General features: G+C 45.7%; 16 protein-coding genes, 1 tRNA gene and 1 riboswitch. Of the genes, 11 read left to right on the top strand and 6 right to left on the bottom strand.

The features are described 5' to 3' along the window. Nucleotides 1-3: 3 nt before the first annotated feature. A complete protein-coding gene (locus ACXAD8_RS00055) occupies nucleotides 4-2,157 on the bottom strand; it encodes a GNAT family N-acetyltransferase (protein WP_475223791.1) in 2,154 nt (717 codons plus the stop codon). Nucleotides 2,158-2,219: 62 nt separating this feature from the next. Here ACXAD8_RS00055 and ACXAD8_RS00060 point away from each other — a divergent pair, with 62 nt between their 5' ends. Next, entirely contained in the window at nucleotides 2,220-2,633 is a 414-nt protein-coding gene (locus ACXAD8_RS00060) for an acyl-CoA thioesterase (RefSeq protein ID WP_475223793.1), read from the top strand. 164 nt (nucleotides 2,634-2,797) lie between these two features. Here the strand turns inward: ACXAD8_RS00060 and ACXAD8_RS00065 are convergent, their stop codons facing one another. From ACXAD8_RS00065 to ACXAD8_RS00085, 5 genes are all read right to left on the bottom strand, one after another. After that, entirely contained in the window at nucleotides 2,798-3,727 is a 930-nt protein-coding gene (locus ACXAD8_RS00065) for an SPOR domain-containing protein (RefSeq protein WP_475223795.1), read from the bottom strand. A gap of 129 nt (nucleotides 3,728-3,856) precedes the next feature. After that, entirely contained in the window at nucleotides 3,857-4,696 is an 840-nt protein-coding gene (locus ACXAD8_RS00070) for a fimbrial biogenesis chaperone (RefSeq protein ID WP_475223797.1), read from the bottom strand. Nucleotides 4,697-4,710: 14 nt separating this feature from the next. Then, nucleotides 4,711-5,178, bottom strand: coding sequence for a DUF4402 domain-containing protein (locus ACXAD8_RS00075; RefSeq protein ID WP_475223798.1), 468 nt, complete (start codon nucleotides 5,176-5,178; stop codon nucleotides 4,711-4,713). 127 nt (nucleotides 5,179-5,305) lie between these two features. Further along, nucleotides 5,306-8,305: a hypothetical protein gene (locus ACXAD8_RS00080; protein ID WP_475223800.1), complete on the bottom strand. Its 3,000-nt coding sequence runs from the start codon at nucleotides 8,303-8,305 to the stop codon at nucleotides 5,306-5,308. Between the two features lie 167 nt (nucleotides 8,306-8,472). Next, the gene (locus tag ACXAD8_RS00085; RefSeq protein ID WP_475223801.1) at nucleotides 8,473-9,123 is read right to left on the bottom strand and encodes a hypothetical protein; all 651 of its coding nucleotides are present in this window, start codon (nucleotides 9,121-9,123) and stop codon (nucleotides 8,473-8,475) included. Between the two features lie 349 nt (nucleotides 9,124-9,472). Further along, a riboswitch (TPP riboswitch) is annotated at nucleotides 9,473-9,579 on the top strand. 61 nt (nucleotides 9,580-9,640) lie between these two features. On the opposite strand from ACXAD8_RS00085, the gene ACXAD8_RS00090 reads away from it, so the two are divergent. The 10 genes from ACXAD8_RS00090 to prfC all read left to right on the top strand — a co-directional run bounded on the left by ACXAD8_RS00090 (nucleotide 9,641) and on the right by prfC (nucleotide 17,817). Next, nucleotides 9,641-11,731 (top strand): TonB-dependent receptor, encoded by a 2,091-nt coding sequence (locus ACXAD8_RS00090; RefSeq protein ID WP_475223803.1) that lies wholly within the window; start codon nucleotides 9,641-9,643, stop codon nucleotides 11,729-11,731. A 9-nt stretch (nucleotides 11,732-11,740) separates the two neighbouring features. After that, nucleotides 11,741-11,989, top strand: a complete 249-nt coding sequence (locus ACXAD8_RS00095) for a YkoF family thiamine/hydroxymethylpyrimidine-binding protein (protein ID WP_475223805.1) — start codon at nucleotides 11,741-11,743, stop codon at nucleotides 11,987-11,989. Continuing rightward, the gene (pnuC, locus tag ACXAD8_RS00100) at nucleotides 11,989-12,579 is read left to right on the top strand and encodes a nicotinamide riboside transporter PnuC (protein WP_475232831.1); all 591 of its coding nucleotides are present in this window, start codon (nucleotides 11,989-11,991) and stop codon (nucleotides 12,577-12,579) included. The genes ACXAD8_RS00095 and pnuC (ACXAD8_RS00100) overlap by 1 nt, the downstream gene beginning before the upstream one ends. Before the next feature lie 67 nt (nucleotides 12,580-12,646). Then, on the top strand, nucleotides 12,647-13,246 hold the full coding sequence (gene pnuC / locus ACXAD8_RS00105) for a nicotinamide riboside transporter PnuC (RefSeq protein WP_475223806.1): 600 nt from the start codon (nucleotides 12,647-12,649) through the stop codon (nucleotides 13,244-13,246). Continuing rightward, nucleotides 13,246-14,028: a phosphotransferase gene (locus ACXAD8_RS00110; RefSeq protein WP_475223808.1), complete on the top strand. Its 783-nt coding sequence runs from the start codon at nucleotides 13,246-13,248 to the stop codon at nucleotides 14,026-14,028. Before pnuC (ACXAD8_RS00105) ends, ACXAD8_RS00110 begins: the two co-directional genes overlap by 1 nt. A gap of 5 nt (nucleotides 14,029-14,033) precedes the next feature. Then, nucleotides 14,034-14,882, top strand: a complete 849-nt coding sequence (locus ACXAD8_RS00115; RefSeq protein WP_475223809.1) for an HDOD domain-containing protein — start codon at nucleotides 14,034-14,036, stop codon at nucleotides 14,880-14,882. Nucleotides 14,883-14,987: 105 nt separating this feature from the next. Then, nucleotides 14,988-15,064: transfer RNA gene (locus tag ACXAD8_RS00120), tRNA-Trp, on the top strand. A 59-nt stretch (nucleotides 15,065-15,123) separates the two neighbouring features. Then, the gene (locus ACXAD8_RS00125; RefSeq protein WP_475223811.1) at nucleotides 15,124-15,702 is read left to right on the top strand and encodes a hypothetical protein; all 579 of its coding nucleotides are present in this window, start codon (nucleotides 15,124-15,126) and stop codon (nucleotides 15,700-15,702) included. Then, on the top strand, nucleotides 15,699-16,154 hold the full coding sequence (rimI, locus tag ACXAD8_RS00130) for a ribosomal protein S18-alanine N-acetyltransferase (protein WP_475223813.1): 456 nt from the start codon (nucleotides 15,699-15,701) through the stop codon (nucleotides 16,152-16,154). Before ACXAD8_RS00125 ends, rimI begins: the two co-directional genes overlap by 4 nt. Before the next feature lie 85 nt (nucleotides 16,155-16,239). Continuing rightward, a complete protein-coding gene (prfC, locus tag ACXAD8_RS00135; RefSeq protein ID WP_475223814.1) occupies nucleotides 16,240-17,817 on the top strand; it encodes a peptide chain release factor 3 in 1,578 nt (525 codons plus the stop codon). The last annotated feature ends 4 nt before the right edge of the window (nucleotides 17,818-17,821 follow it).

Raw genomic sequence — 17,821 nt, forward strand, 5'->3', positions numbered from 1 at the left:
TGGCTATTTAGAGCAAGCTTTAGCTTCTATTAGTTTGATAGCCCAGCTTACTCTGTCTTTCAGTGTGTTGAGCAATTGATTTTTACCGCTCAATTGGTGCTGGATTATTAATGTTTTGTTGGGTAAACGTTTAAGCAACAGATCCATCAACAACGCCAGATTTGGGTGATAAGGAGTCCTTGTCATTATCATGGTTTCCAGCAAATCCGATAAGTGCGGTGCACTGAGTTCCAGGCTGCGATTACCGTCACAAAAAAGTTTGCAGGCGGCAAGGGTTTCAGTATTTAGTTCAGGTATTTTGGACTCAGAACCACAGGCTTGCAGCAATGTGAGTAACAGCCTGTTTTCCAGCGATTGATACAATTGGGAAGCATGGAATCTCAACAATAGATTCAAATTAGCCAATTGCTGTCGTTTTAAGGTTTGAAATTCGCCTGATGTTGAAACCGGTTTTAATACGGTTAGATTAAATTCTGCGGTGGCTTTGTCGCGGTGAAAACCGGTTAGGACCGGATAAAACCCACTGTTTTGCCAGAATCCCATCAGTGCCGCAGATGCGCCAAAAGAACTACCCAGATAGTCCAGGTTTTGTGATCTTGCCCAGTGCTCTAAATGCGCCAGCATGGCTTTGCCAACACCGCATCGCCGGTGATGATTGTTTACCGCAATGCGAATAATCCGAAAATAGCTGTATTCAAGATACTGGCTCTGGCCCATTCCCAACGCCATCTGTTGTGCCAACATGTGCCCCTGAACGCGACGTTGGCCTCGTATCACCCCGGATTTAAGCTCACAGTCCGACAACTTTCCTTCCAGATTTCCGCAGAGTGCACCCAATAAGTTGTCAGCCACCGGCTCGCCGCAAAACGCCAAAAACAGACGCTGTTCGGGGGCATCCAGCATGGCCATAAAATCATCCGGTGTGGTTTGATAGTGCGCCTCAATCAGCATTGAAAATACGCTGTTGAGCAGTGGCGGATGGGCAATAAGCTCAGCGCCCGAGTATAATTTTATCTGGATGTCATGGTAATCAGGTTCAGATTTAAGGGAAGGGGAGCTAAAGCGTTTGAGGTGCAGGCTTTGCCACCAGAACTGCTCCAGGGGATCATTCGGCTGCCAGCGAAATGGCAGAGTCAACTGCATAAAGTGACTGCCGGGACGCTGCTGTTTAAGCCAGGGAGCAAAGCGTATCTCAAAGCCGCGCCCACTTCCTTCATAACCGTGGATAGTTGAGCTGAAAACGATTCTGGCGAATTGTCGGGTGAGCCGTTTTAGCAATTCTACTGGCAGTGCAGCGGCTTCATCCACAATTACTAGATCAGCCTCGTGTTCATTCAATACCAGATCGTCGACAGCAATAAACTCCAGCTGCTTTGTGGTATTGTTCTGAAGATGTTGCGCATGTTGAAATAGTGTTTCTACCGAGGCCTTTTGTGGTGCGGTTACCAGGATTTTGCATTGGCGTTCATTCGCCAGTTCAGCAGCGGCAATCCCTAACGCGGCTGTTTTACCTCTGCCGCGATCGGCTGTAATAACCAATGGACGCTTGCTGTGACCGGTAACCACTTTTTTTATTTTTTCGATAACAGTGCGCTGTTGTGTGATTCTGTCCTTCTCAGCATCACTGCTGGCAGTAAGCATAGCGTTTTGGCCAGTCAGACCTTGCGGTGTGAGGAGCAGAGTATCGGGCGAAACTTGGATTTGCTCAATCAGGTGACAGATAAAACTACTGTGCTGAAACTGCTCCAATTCACCATAAGAGATGCGTTTATGCAGATAATTGTCTTTGTAGCCAGGCCAATGTTTAAAGTTCGGACATAACAAAATCATTAGTCCATTTTGCTTTATGGTGCCTGATAAAGCTGCCAGTGCACTTGCGCGAGTCCCTTGCCAGGCGTTGTAAATTAACCAGTCAAATTCTTGTCCCAGAAGTTGGCGAAATTTTTGGTTGTCGGTTTGGGTATGTGTACATGGCAAGTTTCCCTCAACACCACAAGTCAAAACTTCTAACGATGTCCCGGCATTTGGTTGAATGTGGGTGAGTAAAATATCCATTTGTTGCAGGCACCAATCCTCATCACCAGAAATCACCAGTAACTGGCGCTGATGAATTGCCTGAAAACGACTATTTATCAGCTCTGTAAGGGGTTCGTCCATGTAAAAACTGCGAAATTAAGTATAATAATGACTAGTGTATTTAATTCAGTGTAGGAATACGAATGAGATTTTTTTCCCGCCGTTTGGTGATGCCCAATGATCTGAATTTTGCCAACTTCTTGTTTGGTGGAAGAGCGTTAGAATGGATTGATGAAGAAGCCGCAATTTATGCTATGTGTCAGCTGGATACCAAGTTTTTGGTAACCAAACATATGGGGGCTATCAGCTTCGAATCCTCTGCAGCCGTAGGTGACGTTGTCGAGTTTGGACTCGCTACCAAAAAAGTGGGCAGAACCTCACTGACGGTAACTTGCCTGGTACGCAACAAAGCCACAAAGAAAACTATATGTATTGCCGATGATATTGTGTTTGTTATGGTGGACCCGGAAACCCGACTGCCTACTCCTCATGGGCGCACGTTAGAAGATTTGGAAGAAGCCACAGCACAAGAAATGAGCAGGTTAAATCTGCCCTGATAATAGAGCAGAAAATACTTTCTGCTTTCGTTATCAGTGTTTTGGTCTCGTTCGCCGTCCTGGGTCGTACCAGGTCGGGGCGGTTGCGTTTTCAGGGCACTTTTTGCCAGTGTGTGTGCCGGCCAATGTCGACAGTAATGTTCGCCAGCAAAGTGCAACAGTCGCTAATTAATACGGGTACCTGAAAATTGCGACAAGGCACAATATTGCCCTTTACTGGTTAAAATCCTGCAATCTTTAATGGCCTCATCCTGTGACGCATAAGGACCAACCCGCAAGCTGTAATAGTCTTTACCCTGCACATTGACCAGTTCAGAGCGTGCGCTTCTCAAACACAATACCTCTTTAAATTTATTGTATAGCGAATCCCATCCTTGCTGTAAGTTCCCTTTTTTACTGTAAGAAGCCAGATGTAGCGCAACATTACCTTCCACTTTTCTGTTACCAGGCGGTGTGCATCTGTCTGGTCCGCCAATCGAAGATGACTGCGTTGTGGTTTGGCTAAAAATAGGCGATTTGGCTACAAAGTCCCGGCTGGGTTGGGGGCGCGAAACTGTGGGCGGCGGGGGAGCTGTCTCAGTCACTTCACTTTTGGGCTCTGTCTGTGCTATGTCAGTCAGATCTTCGCTGAAAGGAGAGCTGACAGGCTTAGGTTCTTTGCGTTGCGGCACTTCAACTTTTTTCACTGGCTTTGCTATCTGTTCTGACGGTTCATCGATGAAAAAGCTGGCAGCTGCAACGGGGGCTCTTTCCCTGGCGGGTGTTTCTGGTTTGTTATTGAGTGCCACAGCAGGAGAATACACAGGCTGTTGTTTTACTGGCGAGTCTGATATGTCGTTGGCTTTGGCAAGTTCCGCTATCAGAAATTTCAAATCGGATTCCAGTGCCACTAAGCGCTTAATACCGGGCTTGAGTTCTTCCCATTCCTGAATGTGTTTGTTGATTTCCGAACGACTTTGCAGGCTGATTTGGGAGTTAATGGCATCCGAGTTTGGGCCCCCATTAGTGGAGCATCCTGTTATATACAGGCACATGGAGGCCGCGGCAGCTAAGTACCCTTTAGTCCGGTTTTGATTGTCCTTTTTAGCGCACATATGTTTTTACCATCCCTTGACGTTCCTGGAATTGGTATGAGTCAATTTTTTGTTGTTGTAATTTTATTTAGTGTTTAAGCAATAAATGAACCACGTTATACATTTTATGAGTAACGCTCATACTATTGGTCACTTAGATTCCACAATAACAACATCGGTAATTGGCATTTGTCGGGTGGCAAACTGGGTATCTGCATACTCTTGTTGCCCTTCGTATATTATTTTCAGCGCATCCTGCCGGGATGCTTTAAAATCCGGCAAAATAATATTTGCCTGTCGCTTGTTTAATTCTGTGAAGATGTTCAGACCGTTAAGTACGCCCACCTGTCTGTGTACCCCTTTGTCGTTCACCAGGTAGGCAAGCAATCTCCCGGTGGGGCTGTGTAAACCGCTTCTGCTAAGATTCACAGAGGCCTGCCAGTTGTTTTGGTTCTCCCCGGGACTTAGTAGCGTTACTTCATTGATTTCAACCTGAACATCTTTTGCTCCCTTACGCAAAATGATTGGAATACTATAGCTAAGCAGTAAGTTGAGCTTGATTTGCATTTGCCCTGAGCTTTCATTTTCTTCTTTGGGTGGCAGGGCCGTGAATTGCAGATGAGAACGATATTCGCCATCCATTAAATCCTTGGTTCGACGCGCAATGACTTTAACCGTTTGACGTTCGCCTGGTTTCAGAGTGACCTGTCTGGGAGAAAAGCGCAGAAAACTTTGTGCTGAGGGAAAGTTCTCTTTCTCGTCTTCGGTAAGTTGCACGTATGGGCCGCTTTCAGAAGCTTTCTGATCAAACAATTCAAGGCGGTAGCTTTGCTCTTTATTGCTGGAGTTTAAAATTGTTACCCTGGCGCTTCGGTCCCGCTCTTCGAAGGCAACGCGGGTTGGTGTTATCAGTAGACTCGCAGAAACAAAGCCGGAGGCTAACAGTGAAACAATGAATAATAAGGACGTAATCAGGTTAACTGGATTCATAACGTTTTCCGGGTTTAGTAATTAATTGTAATGCGTAAATCAGAGGTGTAGGTGGTGTCAACGAAGTTGAGGGTGCCTGAGCCCGATGTCACCATTGTGCCACCAACAATAATTTCAGCGGTACCGTCGCCAGCGGTGATCACCGATGACTGAGTGTGTAGCTGAGTTAGGGTAAATTGTTCCGGTGAATAAATCACCGAGTTCGTATTTGCCTGAGTAATCAATGAACTGATGAATAATTGCAGGTTGCCAGGGAATCCACTGGCCTCAAATATGGCCGGCTCACCGGGCTCTAAGGTTCTTAGTCCTGAAGAAATACTGTAATTGCCCAATTCATCAATGGTGATTGATTGTGTCGTAGCATTATTGACTACAGCCACAGTACCGAAATTTAAAGGCTGTAATAAATTCAGATCAGCTCTGATTGCCAGACTCAAAAAGCCAAAGGCCAAAATAGTAAGTTTGATGACATAGTTTTTCACGGTTGTTGATATCCTTGTCTGCGAAGTTGCGTCACGATGCGCCAGTGCGCCCCTGTATTATTCATAAACAGTGGATTTCCAATATAAAGCCTTGTGTTGTGGATGCAACCTGAGTTTGAAATGGAATTCACTTTTGCAATACCTGTAAGTCAATAGGCTGGCAGTTTAAATCCGCTGTAATGAGTAATTTGCATAAGTTGTCGGGTTCATCAATCAACTCAAAAAAGCCTACATTGAGTTGGTATTCATTGGTTATATCGTCGCGCCAGTAAAAGGGGGTTAAGCCTTGAATGAATGACTTGAGACGCTTTTTCCTTAGTTGCCAGAAAACTTTGAGCATGGTGAGCGAATTAAATCGTCCAAGGTTCATGGTGTAGCCAGTCTCATATTGCTTTCGTGCTAAACCAAAGTCGAGACCTGAGACAAGGTCGCCTTCGTGATCCAGTGTCACGGTTTGCACGTCTGGCTGAACTAAGTTCTTATTTTCAGAATAAGTAGGAGATACCCGCACAGTGTAATCGCCTGGGTGCACTTCGGAAAACAAGTAGTACCCGTCGTATTCCGCGTCTATTTGTTTAATAACATCGCCATCACTATTCAAAAGCTCGACGGTGGCGTAGGCGGCGCTTTCTTCGTCGTCGTCAGCATAGATACTGACGATGCCCTCGATATCGCTGCCATAAACTACCGGAAAGTCAAAAGTATCAACAAACCCGGGTCTTGGGGTGATGGAAATACCCGGGATAGCAGGGATCATAAAGGCGTCCGGCAATGTGGATACATCCAACTGAATATCGGTCGCGCGGGCTGTTGACAGCGCGGCTAACACCGCAACGCCGGTTTCGTTGGTGCTGGCTTTACCGTAAATCTGTTTGGCATTAACGGATACGCCTTCCAGTAATGGTTCTCCTTCTTCATATATACCATTGGCATTTTCGTCATGGAAAACCCTGACCACCAGAGAGCCCCGGCTGCTTAGTTGTTTACTGGACAAAAAATAACCTGTTCCATTGCCGGCATAGCCGAAGCTAAATCGCGTTTGCACACTCATAGAGAATTTACTGAGATCATCCCAGGCCAGGTTTGTTGCCAGACTGTAACTGTCCTGATTGAGGCTGGCTTGCCAGCGAACTCGGCTTACTGATTGGTCAAAGTTGTAGTCCAGGTTTAGCCGGCTTTTGATATTGTCGGTAAGGCTCCAGCTAAATTGGGTGCCTGCGGACAGCAGTTTGGGGTCATCCAGTAGCGAATAATTGATCAAAAATCGGGTAAATACGTCACCAAAATTAGTTTGAGCACTGATGCCCCCTTGTAATGAATCAATATTCTCTTCCGCAGTCTTGATTTGGGCATAATCAAGGTTGGTATTAATGGAGTAACCCGGCAACCTGTAGGCCAGATTGGAACTGATTGAGGCAAGCTGATCGCCGTCAAATTTGTTGCTGTAGTTCAGGCGGGTGGAATGGGTCAATTGTTGACTTGTACCTTGCCAAAGTGGGCCTGCAACGGTGAAACGGACATCTGACTGGGTGGCTTTATTATCAGTATCTAAGCCTGTCTCGCTGTATTGTACGTTGAGATTGGCAGACTGATCATAGACATTGGTGCGGGCACTTACATTGATATTGGCCGTGCCTGCATCATTGTAGGTTAGATCACTTCCGAGTAAAAAATCATTGTTGATAGTCAGGCTGCCACCTGCAGAATAAGTATTAGAGTCGCTGTCGCCACCGAACACATTGGTGTGGCCCACTCGGGCTGAAAGGGAATCCGACAGGCCAAAGCTGTATTTTCCACTCAACCGGTATCCGGGGTTTATCGCAGAGTCACTCTCGTTGCTTCCGACATTTAAAAATGAACTTCCCACATCTTCTAACGACAGGTCATATTGAATTTCGTTGCTACCCAGCAGATTGCCTTCAATGATGTATTGTGTTTGTTCTGTTCTGACCTGGCCCTGAGGACCATAAAACACCAACTCAAAATCATTGACCCCATAAATCAAAGGCACATCATTAAATTCGTATCGGCCAGTCTGCACCCGTAAACGTTGATCAAGTAAAATACCATTGCGGTATAGTTCAACGTCCCAGTCTTGCGCAATGTCACCCACCAGATTGGTAAAATCAATGTCATTTAAGGCGTTGGAAGCCACATTTGAGATAGCAACCCCTCTGGATTGCGCGCCGGTTGTGGCCCCGCCCACTCTCGTGCCCGTGATATCCCCGATTTCCAGTCTGGCGGCATTCAACGGACCTAACAGATCTTTTTGATTTGATTCTTTGGAAAACACCAAACGGGCGTCCGTCAGAGGGTCATTATCAGTGCCGGAGAGAAAAAAGTTAGAATGGAAATAGGCCAGGTCACGGCCGCCTTGCAGACTATACAAGGTTGAGAGCTGGTCGTTGTTATAACTGACGCTGACTAAGGCATCCAGTGTTTGCGGCGATATTGCGGTATAGCCGGTATCTTCTTTTGGTGGTAAGACAGGCAAAGGGCTCCGCTGATTTCTATTGAGATTGCGATTCTGCCGTTCCAGGCGACGCTGAATGGGAAGGGGTTGTTTCGGCGCTAAAACCACCATCAGGTCAATAAAATCAAAACTCATCTTGATTTCAAACCACACTGAAAGGGTGTCGGCGTCAATGTAAATTTCGTCTTCAGTTAACTCGTAGGCGTCATCAGGAACCAGGTAAGTTTCTTCATTAATGGTGACCCATAACTCGTTTTGATCCGCCCGGGACAGGGCAAAGTGATTGTTTTCAGCGACATACCATCCTTCAGCTTTGAAAGGCTTGTTCTGAATTTCAATCGGGAAGTCTAAAATTTCAACAAAACTGCTTAATGCAAACCTGACATTGGAACTATTCTTTTTGGCGAACATTTCCCCAAACAGGTAATCACCAATTTGCGTAGTGACAAAGAGTTCTTCTCCCTCGACAAATCGTTCATTGCCGGTTGTGTCATCCCTCAGCTGCACAGTAACCATGGCGTCATATTTAGTCTGAATGTTGTTTACCAGGGTGCGAAATTTTTGTGATTGATAGAAGCCTGGCTCTTGCTTCTGCTCTGAAGCAACTGCATTGGTGATGCAAAATGTTAAGCCGAACATTATCAGGGTACGCATTAAAAGGTGACTCAATGACTCGCTAATTAATTGATAATTATATTTTTAATAATTAGAGCGTGTTGACCTTAGCTTGACGATACTTGTTCTACATAATCGTGCTCTGGTCGGTCACAAGTGAATTCGGGCTGGATAAGGTGCGAGAACTGGTCTCGCACCCGAATCACTTAGTATGAAACCGTAATAGCATAACTGCCGGTATACGTTTCATCGATGTACGAAGTGGTATTTGCACCCGTTGCATCTTCAGTGTTTAGTATTGCTCCAAAGGCAAACTGAGCCGCACCGCCGGCATCAGTAGTTATGGTGCCAGCATCAGAAGATACAGTAATGTCTGTACCATTGGCGTTATCGTAGAGATCCGCGCCAGTAATGGTGAATGTGCCGTTTGAAGGTGGTGCTGAAGGCGCCGAAAGTGTCACTGAATCATCGGCTGGAACAGAGATGGTTAATGTTGTAAAGGCCGCTGCACCAGAGATATCAAAGATAGCAGGCTGACCCGCTGTGATGATAGTTGCTGAAGCATCTCTATCACCGGCGTCAGTATCAGTCGTACCCGTAGAGCCTGAAGTAGGTGTACTGCCGTTTGCAAAAACAGTCACCTGTGCCTGAACGGTACCATCTAATGTTGCATCAGTATCCTGTTCACCCTGTACCGTAATAGTACCGAAGTTAAGCGCTTGCGATTCTGCTAAAGTAAATGAGTTTTGAATGGTTACTGAAGCAGTAGAGTTTGCTGTTTCCTGAGCATTCACACTTCCTACCAAAGAAGCTAACACCAAGCATGATATTGCTGTTTTTGTACTCAACATTTTCATCTATATTTCCTCGATTTCATCAGATTTGAACTCTCCCTGTTCACATGTATAAGGTACACGGAGAGGTGTGTAGCTCTTGGGCGAAAAGAGCATTTTCTGGCTTTTTCGCCTAATAGCTCAGTTATGTATCGACGCTGTAAAGTCCATTTTTAGGCTAACAGTTCATCTTTTAGCAAAAAAATGCTGCAAAATTCAATAAATAAGGAGATTTTAAATAAAATAGGTATGAAAATTGCCCATGAGTTCGGCATCATAAATTAGCTTCATAAAAAAATGGCTGGTATCCCACTGATTCAGTGTTACCATGCGCTTGCAAATTATGATGCAGAGTACAAATTCTGATCATTTTTGTGCAGCCAGGGGGTGCAAAAAAGCGCTGAGATTGATTTGCTTGCAAATCAAAACCCCAGACCTGATCCGGATAATACCGGCGTAGGGATGGTACAACATATATTGTTTCTCATCATATAGCCGAAATGCCGGATCTTTTCATGTTTAAACAGGAAGAGATCCTACCGTGAATACATTTTTTAAAACGTCATTAGTCAGTTTAGCCGTTGCCGCATCGACAGGGCCTTCAGCCTGGGCACAGGACGCTGACCTCTTATCCAAATCTATTGAACATATTGTTATTACCTCTGACTTTCGCGGATTATCTGAAAACGAACTTCCAGCCAGTACCAGCATTTTATCTGCGCAAGATATTGAACAACGTCAGGCGCAGTTTTTAAGTGAGATGTTAGACAGTGCACCAAACGTGAATTTTAATAGTGGTGCCGGTAGAGCCCGTTTTGTGCAAATTCGCGGTATTGGTGAGCGCAGCCAATTCACTGAACCCTATAATCCATCGGTAGGTTTTTTCGTAGATGATCTGGACTTTTCAGGCACTATGGCGATTGCAACTTTATTTGATGTTGAACAGGTGGAAGTGCTAAAAGGCCCTCAGGGTACTGCTTTCGGCTCTTCTTCACTGGCGGGCGTCATCAAGTTAAAAACCTTCGACCCGGATGGAATCGAGAGCGGCAAAGCCAGTGTCTCGGTAGCGCAAAAAGACAGCTACAATCTGGCTGCTGCTTATGGCAACGCTATTAACGAGCAGTGGCAATATCGCGCCGCAGTGCAGCATTACGTCAGCGATGGTTACATACGCAATGATTATCTGGATCGCGACGACACCGATAATGTTGATGAGTTTTCTTCACGCCTGAAAGTGCGCTATTTGCCAACCGACGATATTACCCTTGATTTCGCGCTGCATTATTACGATGTAGACAATGGCTATGATGCCTTTTCTTTGGATAACATTCGCACCACGATTTCGGATGAACCTGGGTTTGATCGACAGGAAACCGTGGCATTCAGCACTAAACTGCAATGGAAAATGGACAAGGTGACTCTGGAAACAACATTGGCTACCAGCGACTCTGATTTAGACTACGGCTATGATGAAGACTGGACCTATGTTGGTTTTCATCCCTGGGAATATTCATCTACCGATCATTACTTCAGAGAGCGCGACACCGATAGTCTGGATTTGAGACTGATGTCCGCAGAGCCTTTAAATTTCTCTGGTATTGAAACCGATTGGGTAGTGGGCCTTTACTTCAAGTCTACTGATGAGGATTTGCTAAGAGAATATACTTATGCGGACACTGACTTCAGCAGTGATTATGCTTTGGATAACAAAGCTATCTATGGTGAAATTTACCCTCAGTTGACTGACAAGTTAACCCTGACCCTGGGTTTAAGACTTGAAGAGGCCAGCATTGATTACAGTGATAACGCCGGTTTTGTCGATAGCAAAGACGATACCTTTGTAGGTGGACGCGCTGTACTGGATTACCAGTTAACTAAAGATGTAATGTCCTACATCAGTGTTAATCGCGGCTACAAGTTAGGCGGTTTTAATACCGACCCTCGGGTGCCTCAGGAAGATATCTACTTCGAAGGTGAATACACCTGGAACTATGAGTTCGGTGCCAAGCAATACTTTGATGATGCCGCATATGTGGGCTTTTCACTCTTCTACATGGAACGAGAAAACACCCAAATTAGTGACTTTGTAGTTGAACCCAACACCGACAACAATGCGGTGAGCTTTGTTGATGTTATTGCTAATGCCGATATTGGTAAGAACTTCGGTCTGGAAGTTGAAAGTTACTACCAATTGACGGAAAATTTTGAGATTTTCTCGAACTTGGGACTTCTGGATGCCAGTTTTGAAGGGTATACCAACGCGAAAGGTGAATACATCGATGAGCAGGACCAGGCGCAATCTCCTAGCTATATGTATAATATAGGCTTTAATCTGGACTTTGCTGAACACTGGCGTTTAACGGTAGAAGCGGATGGCAAAGCCAGCTATCGATTTTCTGACGGTCATGAAGTGGAGTCGGGCGATTATACCTTGTGGCACTTTAATTTAACCCGCGATTGGCAGGACTGGACACTGTCCATCTGGGGTAAAAACATTTTCAACAAAGAGGTATTTGTCAGAGGGTTTGGTGGTTTCAGTAATGATCCGCGTGACTTTTACGAAACCCCGGAACCCTATCTGCAGTTTGGCAACGGGCGTCAGTTGGGCGTCACAGTCGATTATCGTTTTTAAGGAGGCGTCATGAATATTTCAGTGGAAGTCAGTTTGTACCCATTGGCCGATGGTTATCTGGAAATCATTAAAGCCACGGTAGAGCGGCTGGCTCAGGCACAACAGGTGATGGTTAAAACCAATGCCATGAGCACACAAATGACAGGGGAATTTAATGCGGTTATGGCCGTGTTGAAATCCGAAATACTGCAAACCTTTCAGGAAACCAATAAGGCGGTGTTTGTCTGTAAATTTTTAAACAGTGATCTCGAATTGTGATGGAGCTGCTTTGGCAACAGCTAATAGCGCAGTCTTTTGCGGAAGTTGTGGCGGTGCTGTGCTCGTTGTTATATGTGCATTTTGCTGCCAGACAACAGCTCTGGTGCTGGCCATTTGCTTTGGCCAGCACGGCGCTTTACACCTGGATTTTTTGGGAAACCAGTTTGTTTTTTCAGTCAGTACTCAATGCCTGGTACTTGCTAATGGCTGTCTATGGTTGGTTGACCTGGCGGAAGATGGATCAAACCGAGCCTAATCAGGTTCAACGGTGGGGCCTAACCCGCAATATTGAAGTCATGTTAGGCTTGTTCTGGGTGTCGGTATTGTTATTTCAGATAGTACAGTTTCTCAGTTCCGAAGCCATCCTGTTCCTGGATGTGGCCATAGCGGTATACAGTGCTTTTGTCACCTATATGCTGACCCAGAAAATACTGGAAAATTGGTTGTACTGGTTTTTCATAAATAGCTTTACTGCCTGGTTGTGTTTTCAACAGGAGTTGTTCCTGACCACGGTTTTATTTTTAATTTATGTTGTGTTTTCGGTAAAAGGTTATCTAAACTGGCGGTTAGAAGACAGGGTTGTTAGCTAACGAAATTAGCAAAGGGTACGGATTCTGACAATAAACCACTTAAGCGGATAACAATAAGAATATAAGCATGCTGATTGATATTGCCACCCATCCCGTTACCGAAATATTGGCAATATGCTGTTTTTTGACCTACGTGGTGTTAAGTGCCAAAGGCCTTATTTTGTGTTGGGCAGCGGGGTTTCTCACCTCATTTCTTTACACCTTCATTTTAATCGGCGCTCACTTACCCGGCCAGGTGGTGTTAAATATATTATTTATGTTGATGTCTGTTTGGGGTTGGTCCAACTGGCTGGAAGAAAAAAAGCCCGATGGCATCAGTGTTTTTACTTATTCAGATAAACGTAAGTTGTTAATCTCAAGCATTATTGTAGGGCTATTTGCCTGTGGTATCAGTTTGTTGCTGCCGTCTTATTTTGAGAGCGGCAAACCCACTATTGAAGCCATTGTGATTGCATTTAGCATCTATGCCACCATCCTGACGATTTATCGTAAGATAGAAAGCTGGTTATACTGGATAGCACTGAATGCGGCTAATGGCGTACTCTTTTATGACGAACAATTATGGCAAACCTCCATCATGTACCTTGGCGTTGCAATCATTTCTGTATGGGGATTCTTTAACTGGCGTTCTTACCGTCAAATTGATGAGCGTGCAGTGACAAGTTAATGTCAGTTTCTGCTATTACAAAATTTCTGGAAAATGCCCTCAATACCAGCAAATTCCAATTAGTTCCTTACGCTTCCCATGGTACCAATCTGCACTACCGTGTAGATACGCAGCAAACATGGTTCCTTAAAGTATTTCAAACCAACCAATTGCAGGTGGTTTCCAGACCGAAACAATTCTTTCTGCAACGCCAAATAGCTGCACAAAATCTGGCACCAAAACCTGAAGCATTGTCAGATTGCGAGTCCTTTTGGCTGGAAGAGTGGGTGGGGGAGCAGCGAGAAAAACCCAATCACGATTTCGTCGATGGTCAAAAGCTTGCTGAGGCCATGGCACAAATTCACGCGTTAAAAGTCGATTGCGAGTCCCTCGATTTAAAGGCTGAATGGCAGCGCTACATGGAGTTGGGGAATCTCGATAATTTTGATTACGCAGGTAAAATCAGGGAGTTATTGGCACTTTTTGAAGAGCACAACGAGTTGTGCTTTTGTCACAATGACTTACATGCCTCCCATTTGATTCAGCGGCAAGATGGACTCACCATTTTGGACTGGGAATACGCCGCATTGGGCAATCGCTATTTTGATTTAGCTGCCTGTATTCAGGTGAACAGGTTTGATGAGACTGAGCAAAGCTTATTTCTGCAACACTACGCACGACAGGTTCAGTCTGATGTTGATACAACAATTTCCCGAACTCAACAAATGTTAGCGGTAGTAGATTTTACCGCAGAGTTGTGGCATAACGCCTATAATCACATCAATAAATCTATGCAGGACTGAGATTTATGGCGATCACTATTACTGCTCAAGAAAAAGCTATTCTGCAAAAAGTGACTATTCCGCCCAGGCCGGAAACCCTGATTAAAATTGGCGAAGAGAGCAAAAAGCCAGAGCCTGATGTGAGCAAAATTGCCGCCATCATTACTGCCGATGTAGGTATTTCCGCAGCCGTGTTACAAGTGGTGAACTCCCCGGTGTTTCGTCGCAGTCGCGAAATTCAATCTATTCAACAAGCGGTGATGACGCTGGGATTAAAACGTTTGTTGCCGCTGGTTAAGTCTGTGGCGTTAAAAACGGCGGTTGGTGAGACTGAGCAGTTGGCGGCGTTTTGGGATACGGCCTCAAAAATTGCTAATGGGGCCTCTATCGCCGCAGACCTGTTAGATAAAACCACATTAAAAGATCACGCCTATATGCTGGGGCTATTCCACAACGCAGGTATCCCGGTAATGCTGATGGAGTTTCCCGAGTATGGCCAAGTTATGGCCATGGCCGAGCAGCAAGGCTGGCTTGCCGCCGCTGATGAAGAACGCAACAGATTTGGCACTTCGCACACTACTATGAGTGCCGTATTAGCGCAGAAATGGAAGTTGCCCGCCGTCATGGTGGAAACCATTTACTATCAGCAAGATGTTGAAGGGCTTTATACATCCGGGGAGCTATCTGACACCGGATTGGATTTAATGAGTATTCTGAAACTGGCACGTCATGGTGTCCATGTGGAGAAAACTGACTCCACATCAGATAACGAATGGGAAGCGGTGGAAGATGCGATTCTGGAGCGTTACGATTTGACAGATGCAGACATTGAAACCCTGAGAGAACAACTGTTAGACAAGATGTCTGAACAATAAGTCAGCGAACAGATTAACTTGCATCACAAAAGCCTTTACCTTTGGAAAACTCTCAGTATAATGCCGCGTCCAGTGTTAGGACACTTTCAGCGTCTTAAACACGACAGGGGTGTAGTTCCAATTGGTAGAACAGCGGTCTCCAAAACCGATGGTTGGGGGTTCGAGTCCCTCCACCCCTGCCACTTTTCTTGCGACTCGACCTGCTTTAAAACAGCAACTTTAGCACTGGAGAGCAACTAGCATGAGCCAGGCCAAAGAATCCTTTCAATCTCATTCAGAGTTTCAAAAATACACATTGCGAGAATTGGGCATAGACGCTTGGAGTCTGTCAGATGCTGCAGCACTCAGTTCTGAAGTCGCTGAATCGTTGGACATCGACCTCAGCGAGTCTTCGCAGTCTGGTAATATGGAAGTGTCAGCACCGGCTCCAGCAGCCGCCTCAAAAGAAACTGCCTCTGATTTACTGAAAAGGCTCTCCGGGGATTTAACAAAGCAAAAGCCTGTACAGCAAGATACACCTGAAATTACAGAGCAAAGCCTACCTCAAGCCGAGCCAGCACCTAAGGTGTTGAACGAATGGTTATTGCAATGCACTTCCAGGACATTGCAAGCTGATATTGAGCAGGCATTCAATCTGTTGGGCATTCCCTACGTTACTAAAGCTTATGATGAGCCGGTGCAGTACAGGGGCGTTATTTGCGATAAATCCGAATTCGCAAAGACTTCAGAGCAGGTGTATTCGGAACAAGCGCTCAAATCTCCAGAGGCTAAAAAGCGACTTTGGCAGCACTTGTCACAAGCTCAAAAAAATCTGTCGTGAACCATCTACAATTTCAGCAAATTTCACCGGAAAGTTACGACGCAGCTTTTAAGTTGCAAACTGCCTGTCATGCCTTTCCCTGGTCCAGAAAAGTCTTTGCAGATTGCCTGACGGCTCCTTATTTTGCCTGGCAGCTTGTGGATGAGAATGACGTGGTTCAGGGCTATTATGTTGGCTTGTTAGCCGCGGTTGAAGCTACCTTGATGGATATCGGAGTGGCACAGACGAGTCGAGGGCAGGGGCTTGGCCGAGAGCTGGTTAAGCACTTTCTGTTAGAGTGTAATAAAAGGCAGGCCCTTGATGCCTGGTTGGAAGTGCGGGTGTCCAATAAGCCTGCCATTGCGCTCTATCAAGACATGGGGTTTGAAACAATCGAAACCCGCAAAAACTACTATCCTCTGGCGGACGGAAAAGAAGACGCCTTAATCATGAAAATTGAACTGGGAAAATAGCCCTTTATCCCCCGCTTAACTGGCTTTTTAGGGCGAAATCGGTATACTTCCCGGCCAATTTAACCGTTCGGAATGTTAACCTGTAATGACCTATCAAAAAGAAGTCGACAAGCGACGTACTTTTGCCATTATCTCTCACCCTGATGCCGGTAAAACCACCATTACCGAAAAGGTATTGTTGTTCGGAAACGCGCTGCAAACAGCGGGTACGGTCAAGGGCAAAAAATCAGGTCAGCATGCTAAATCCGACTGGATGGAAATGGAAAAAGAGCGTGGTATCTCTGTGACCACCTCGGTAATGCAATTTCCTTACGGTGACAACCTGGTTAACCTGCTGGACACACCTGGACACGAAGACTTCTCAGAAGATACTTATCGCACATTAACCGCGGTAGATTCCTGTCTGATGGTTATCGATTCCGCCAAAGGTGTTGAGGCCAGAACCATTAAACTAATGGAAGTTACCCGTCTGCGTACTACTCCCATCATCACTTTTATGAACAAGCTGGACCGTGACATTCGCGACCCGCTGGAATTGTTGGATGAAGTAGAAGATGTACTAAACATTAAATGTGCGCCTATCACCTGGCCGATTGGCATGGGCAAGGAGTTTAAAGGTGTTTATCACCTGTTGCGGGATGAAACCATTCTGTACAAAACCGGTCAGGGACATACTATTCAGGACAGCCGCATCATTAAGGGGCTGGACAATCCGGAACTGGACGAAGCCATTGGCAGTTACGCCGAAGAACTAAGAGAAATGTTGGAACTGGTGCAAGGGGCCAGCCATGAATTCGATCAGGAAGAGTTTTTGCGTGGCGAATTATCACCGGTATTCTTCGGTACCGCATTGGGTAACTTTGGTGTTGACCACATGCTGGATGGATTGACGGAATGGGCTCCTAAGCCACAGTCTCGTCAAACCCACGAACGGGAAGTGTCTTCTGACGAGAGCAAGTTTACCGGCTTTATTTTTAAGATCCAGGCGAATATGGATCCCAAACACCGCGACCGTATTGCCTTCTGTCGCATCGTGTCGGGTAAATATGAAAAGGGCATGAAGATGCACCACACCCGCATCGGTAAAGACGTGCGCATCTCGGATGCCGTAACCTTCCTGGCGGGTGACCGTTCGGTACTGGAAGAAGCCTATGCCGGTGACATAATCGGATTACACAATCACGGTACTATCCAGATAGGGGATACCTTTACCTCGGGTGAAAAGATACAGTTTACCGGTATTCCCAACTTTGCTCCGGAACTGTTTAAACGCATTCGTCTGCGTGATCCGCTGAAGCAAAAGCAATTGTTAAAAGGTCTTATTCAGCTGTCCGAAGAAGGCGCAGTACAGGTATTCCGACCGCTAATGAACAATGACTTAATCGTGGGTGCAGTCGGTGTGCTGCAGTTTGATGTGGTCGTAGCGCGTCTTAAAGCGGAATACAATGTGGACGCCTTGTATGAGCACGTTAATGTGACAACGGCTCGCTGGGTTTCAGCGAAACAAGAGAAGCACCTGGAAGAGTTACGCCGTAAAACACAGGCCAACCTGGCCTTGGATGGTGGTGATAACCTGACTTACATTGCGCCTACTATGGTCAACCTGTCTATTACTCAGGAACGTCATCCTGATGTGGTTTTCCATCAAACTCGTGAACATTAAGAAC

The sequence above is a fragment of the Planctobacterium sp. AWH2_060 genome, from assembly GCF_056158425.1.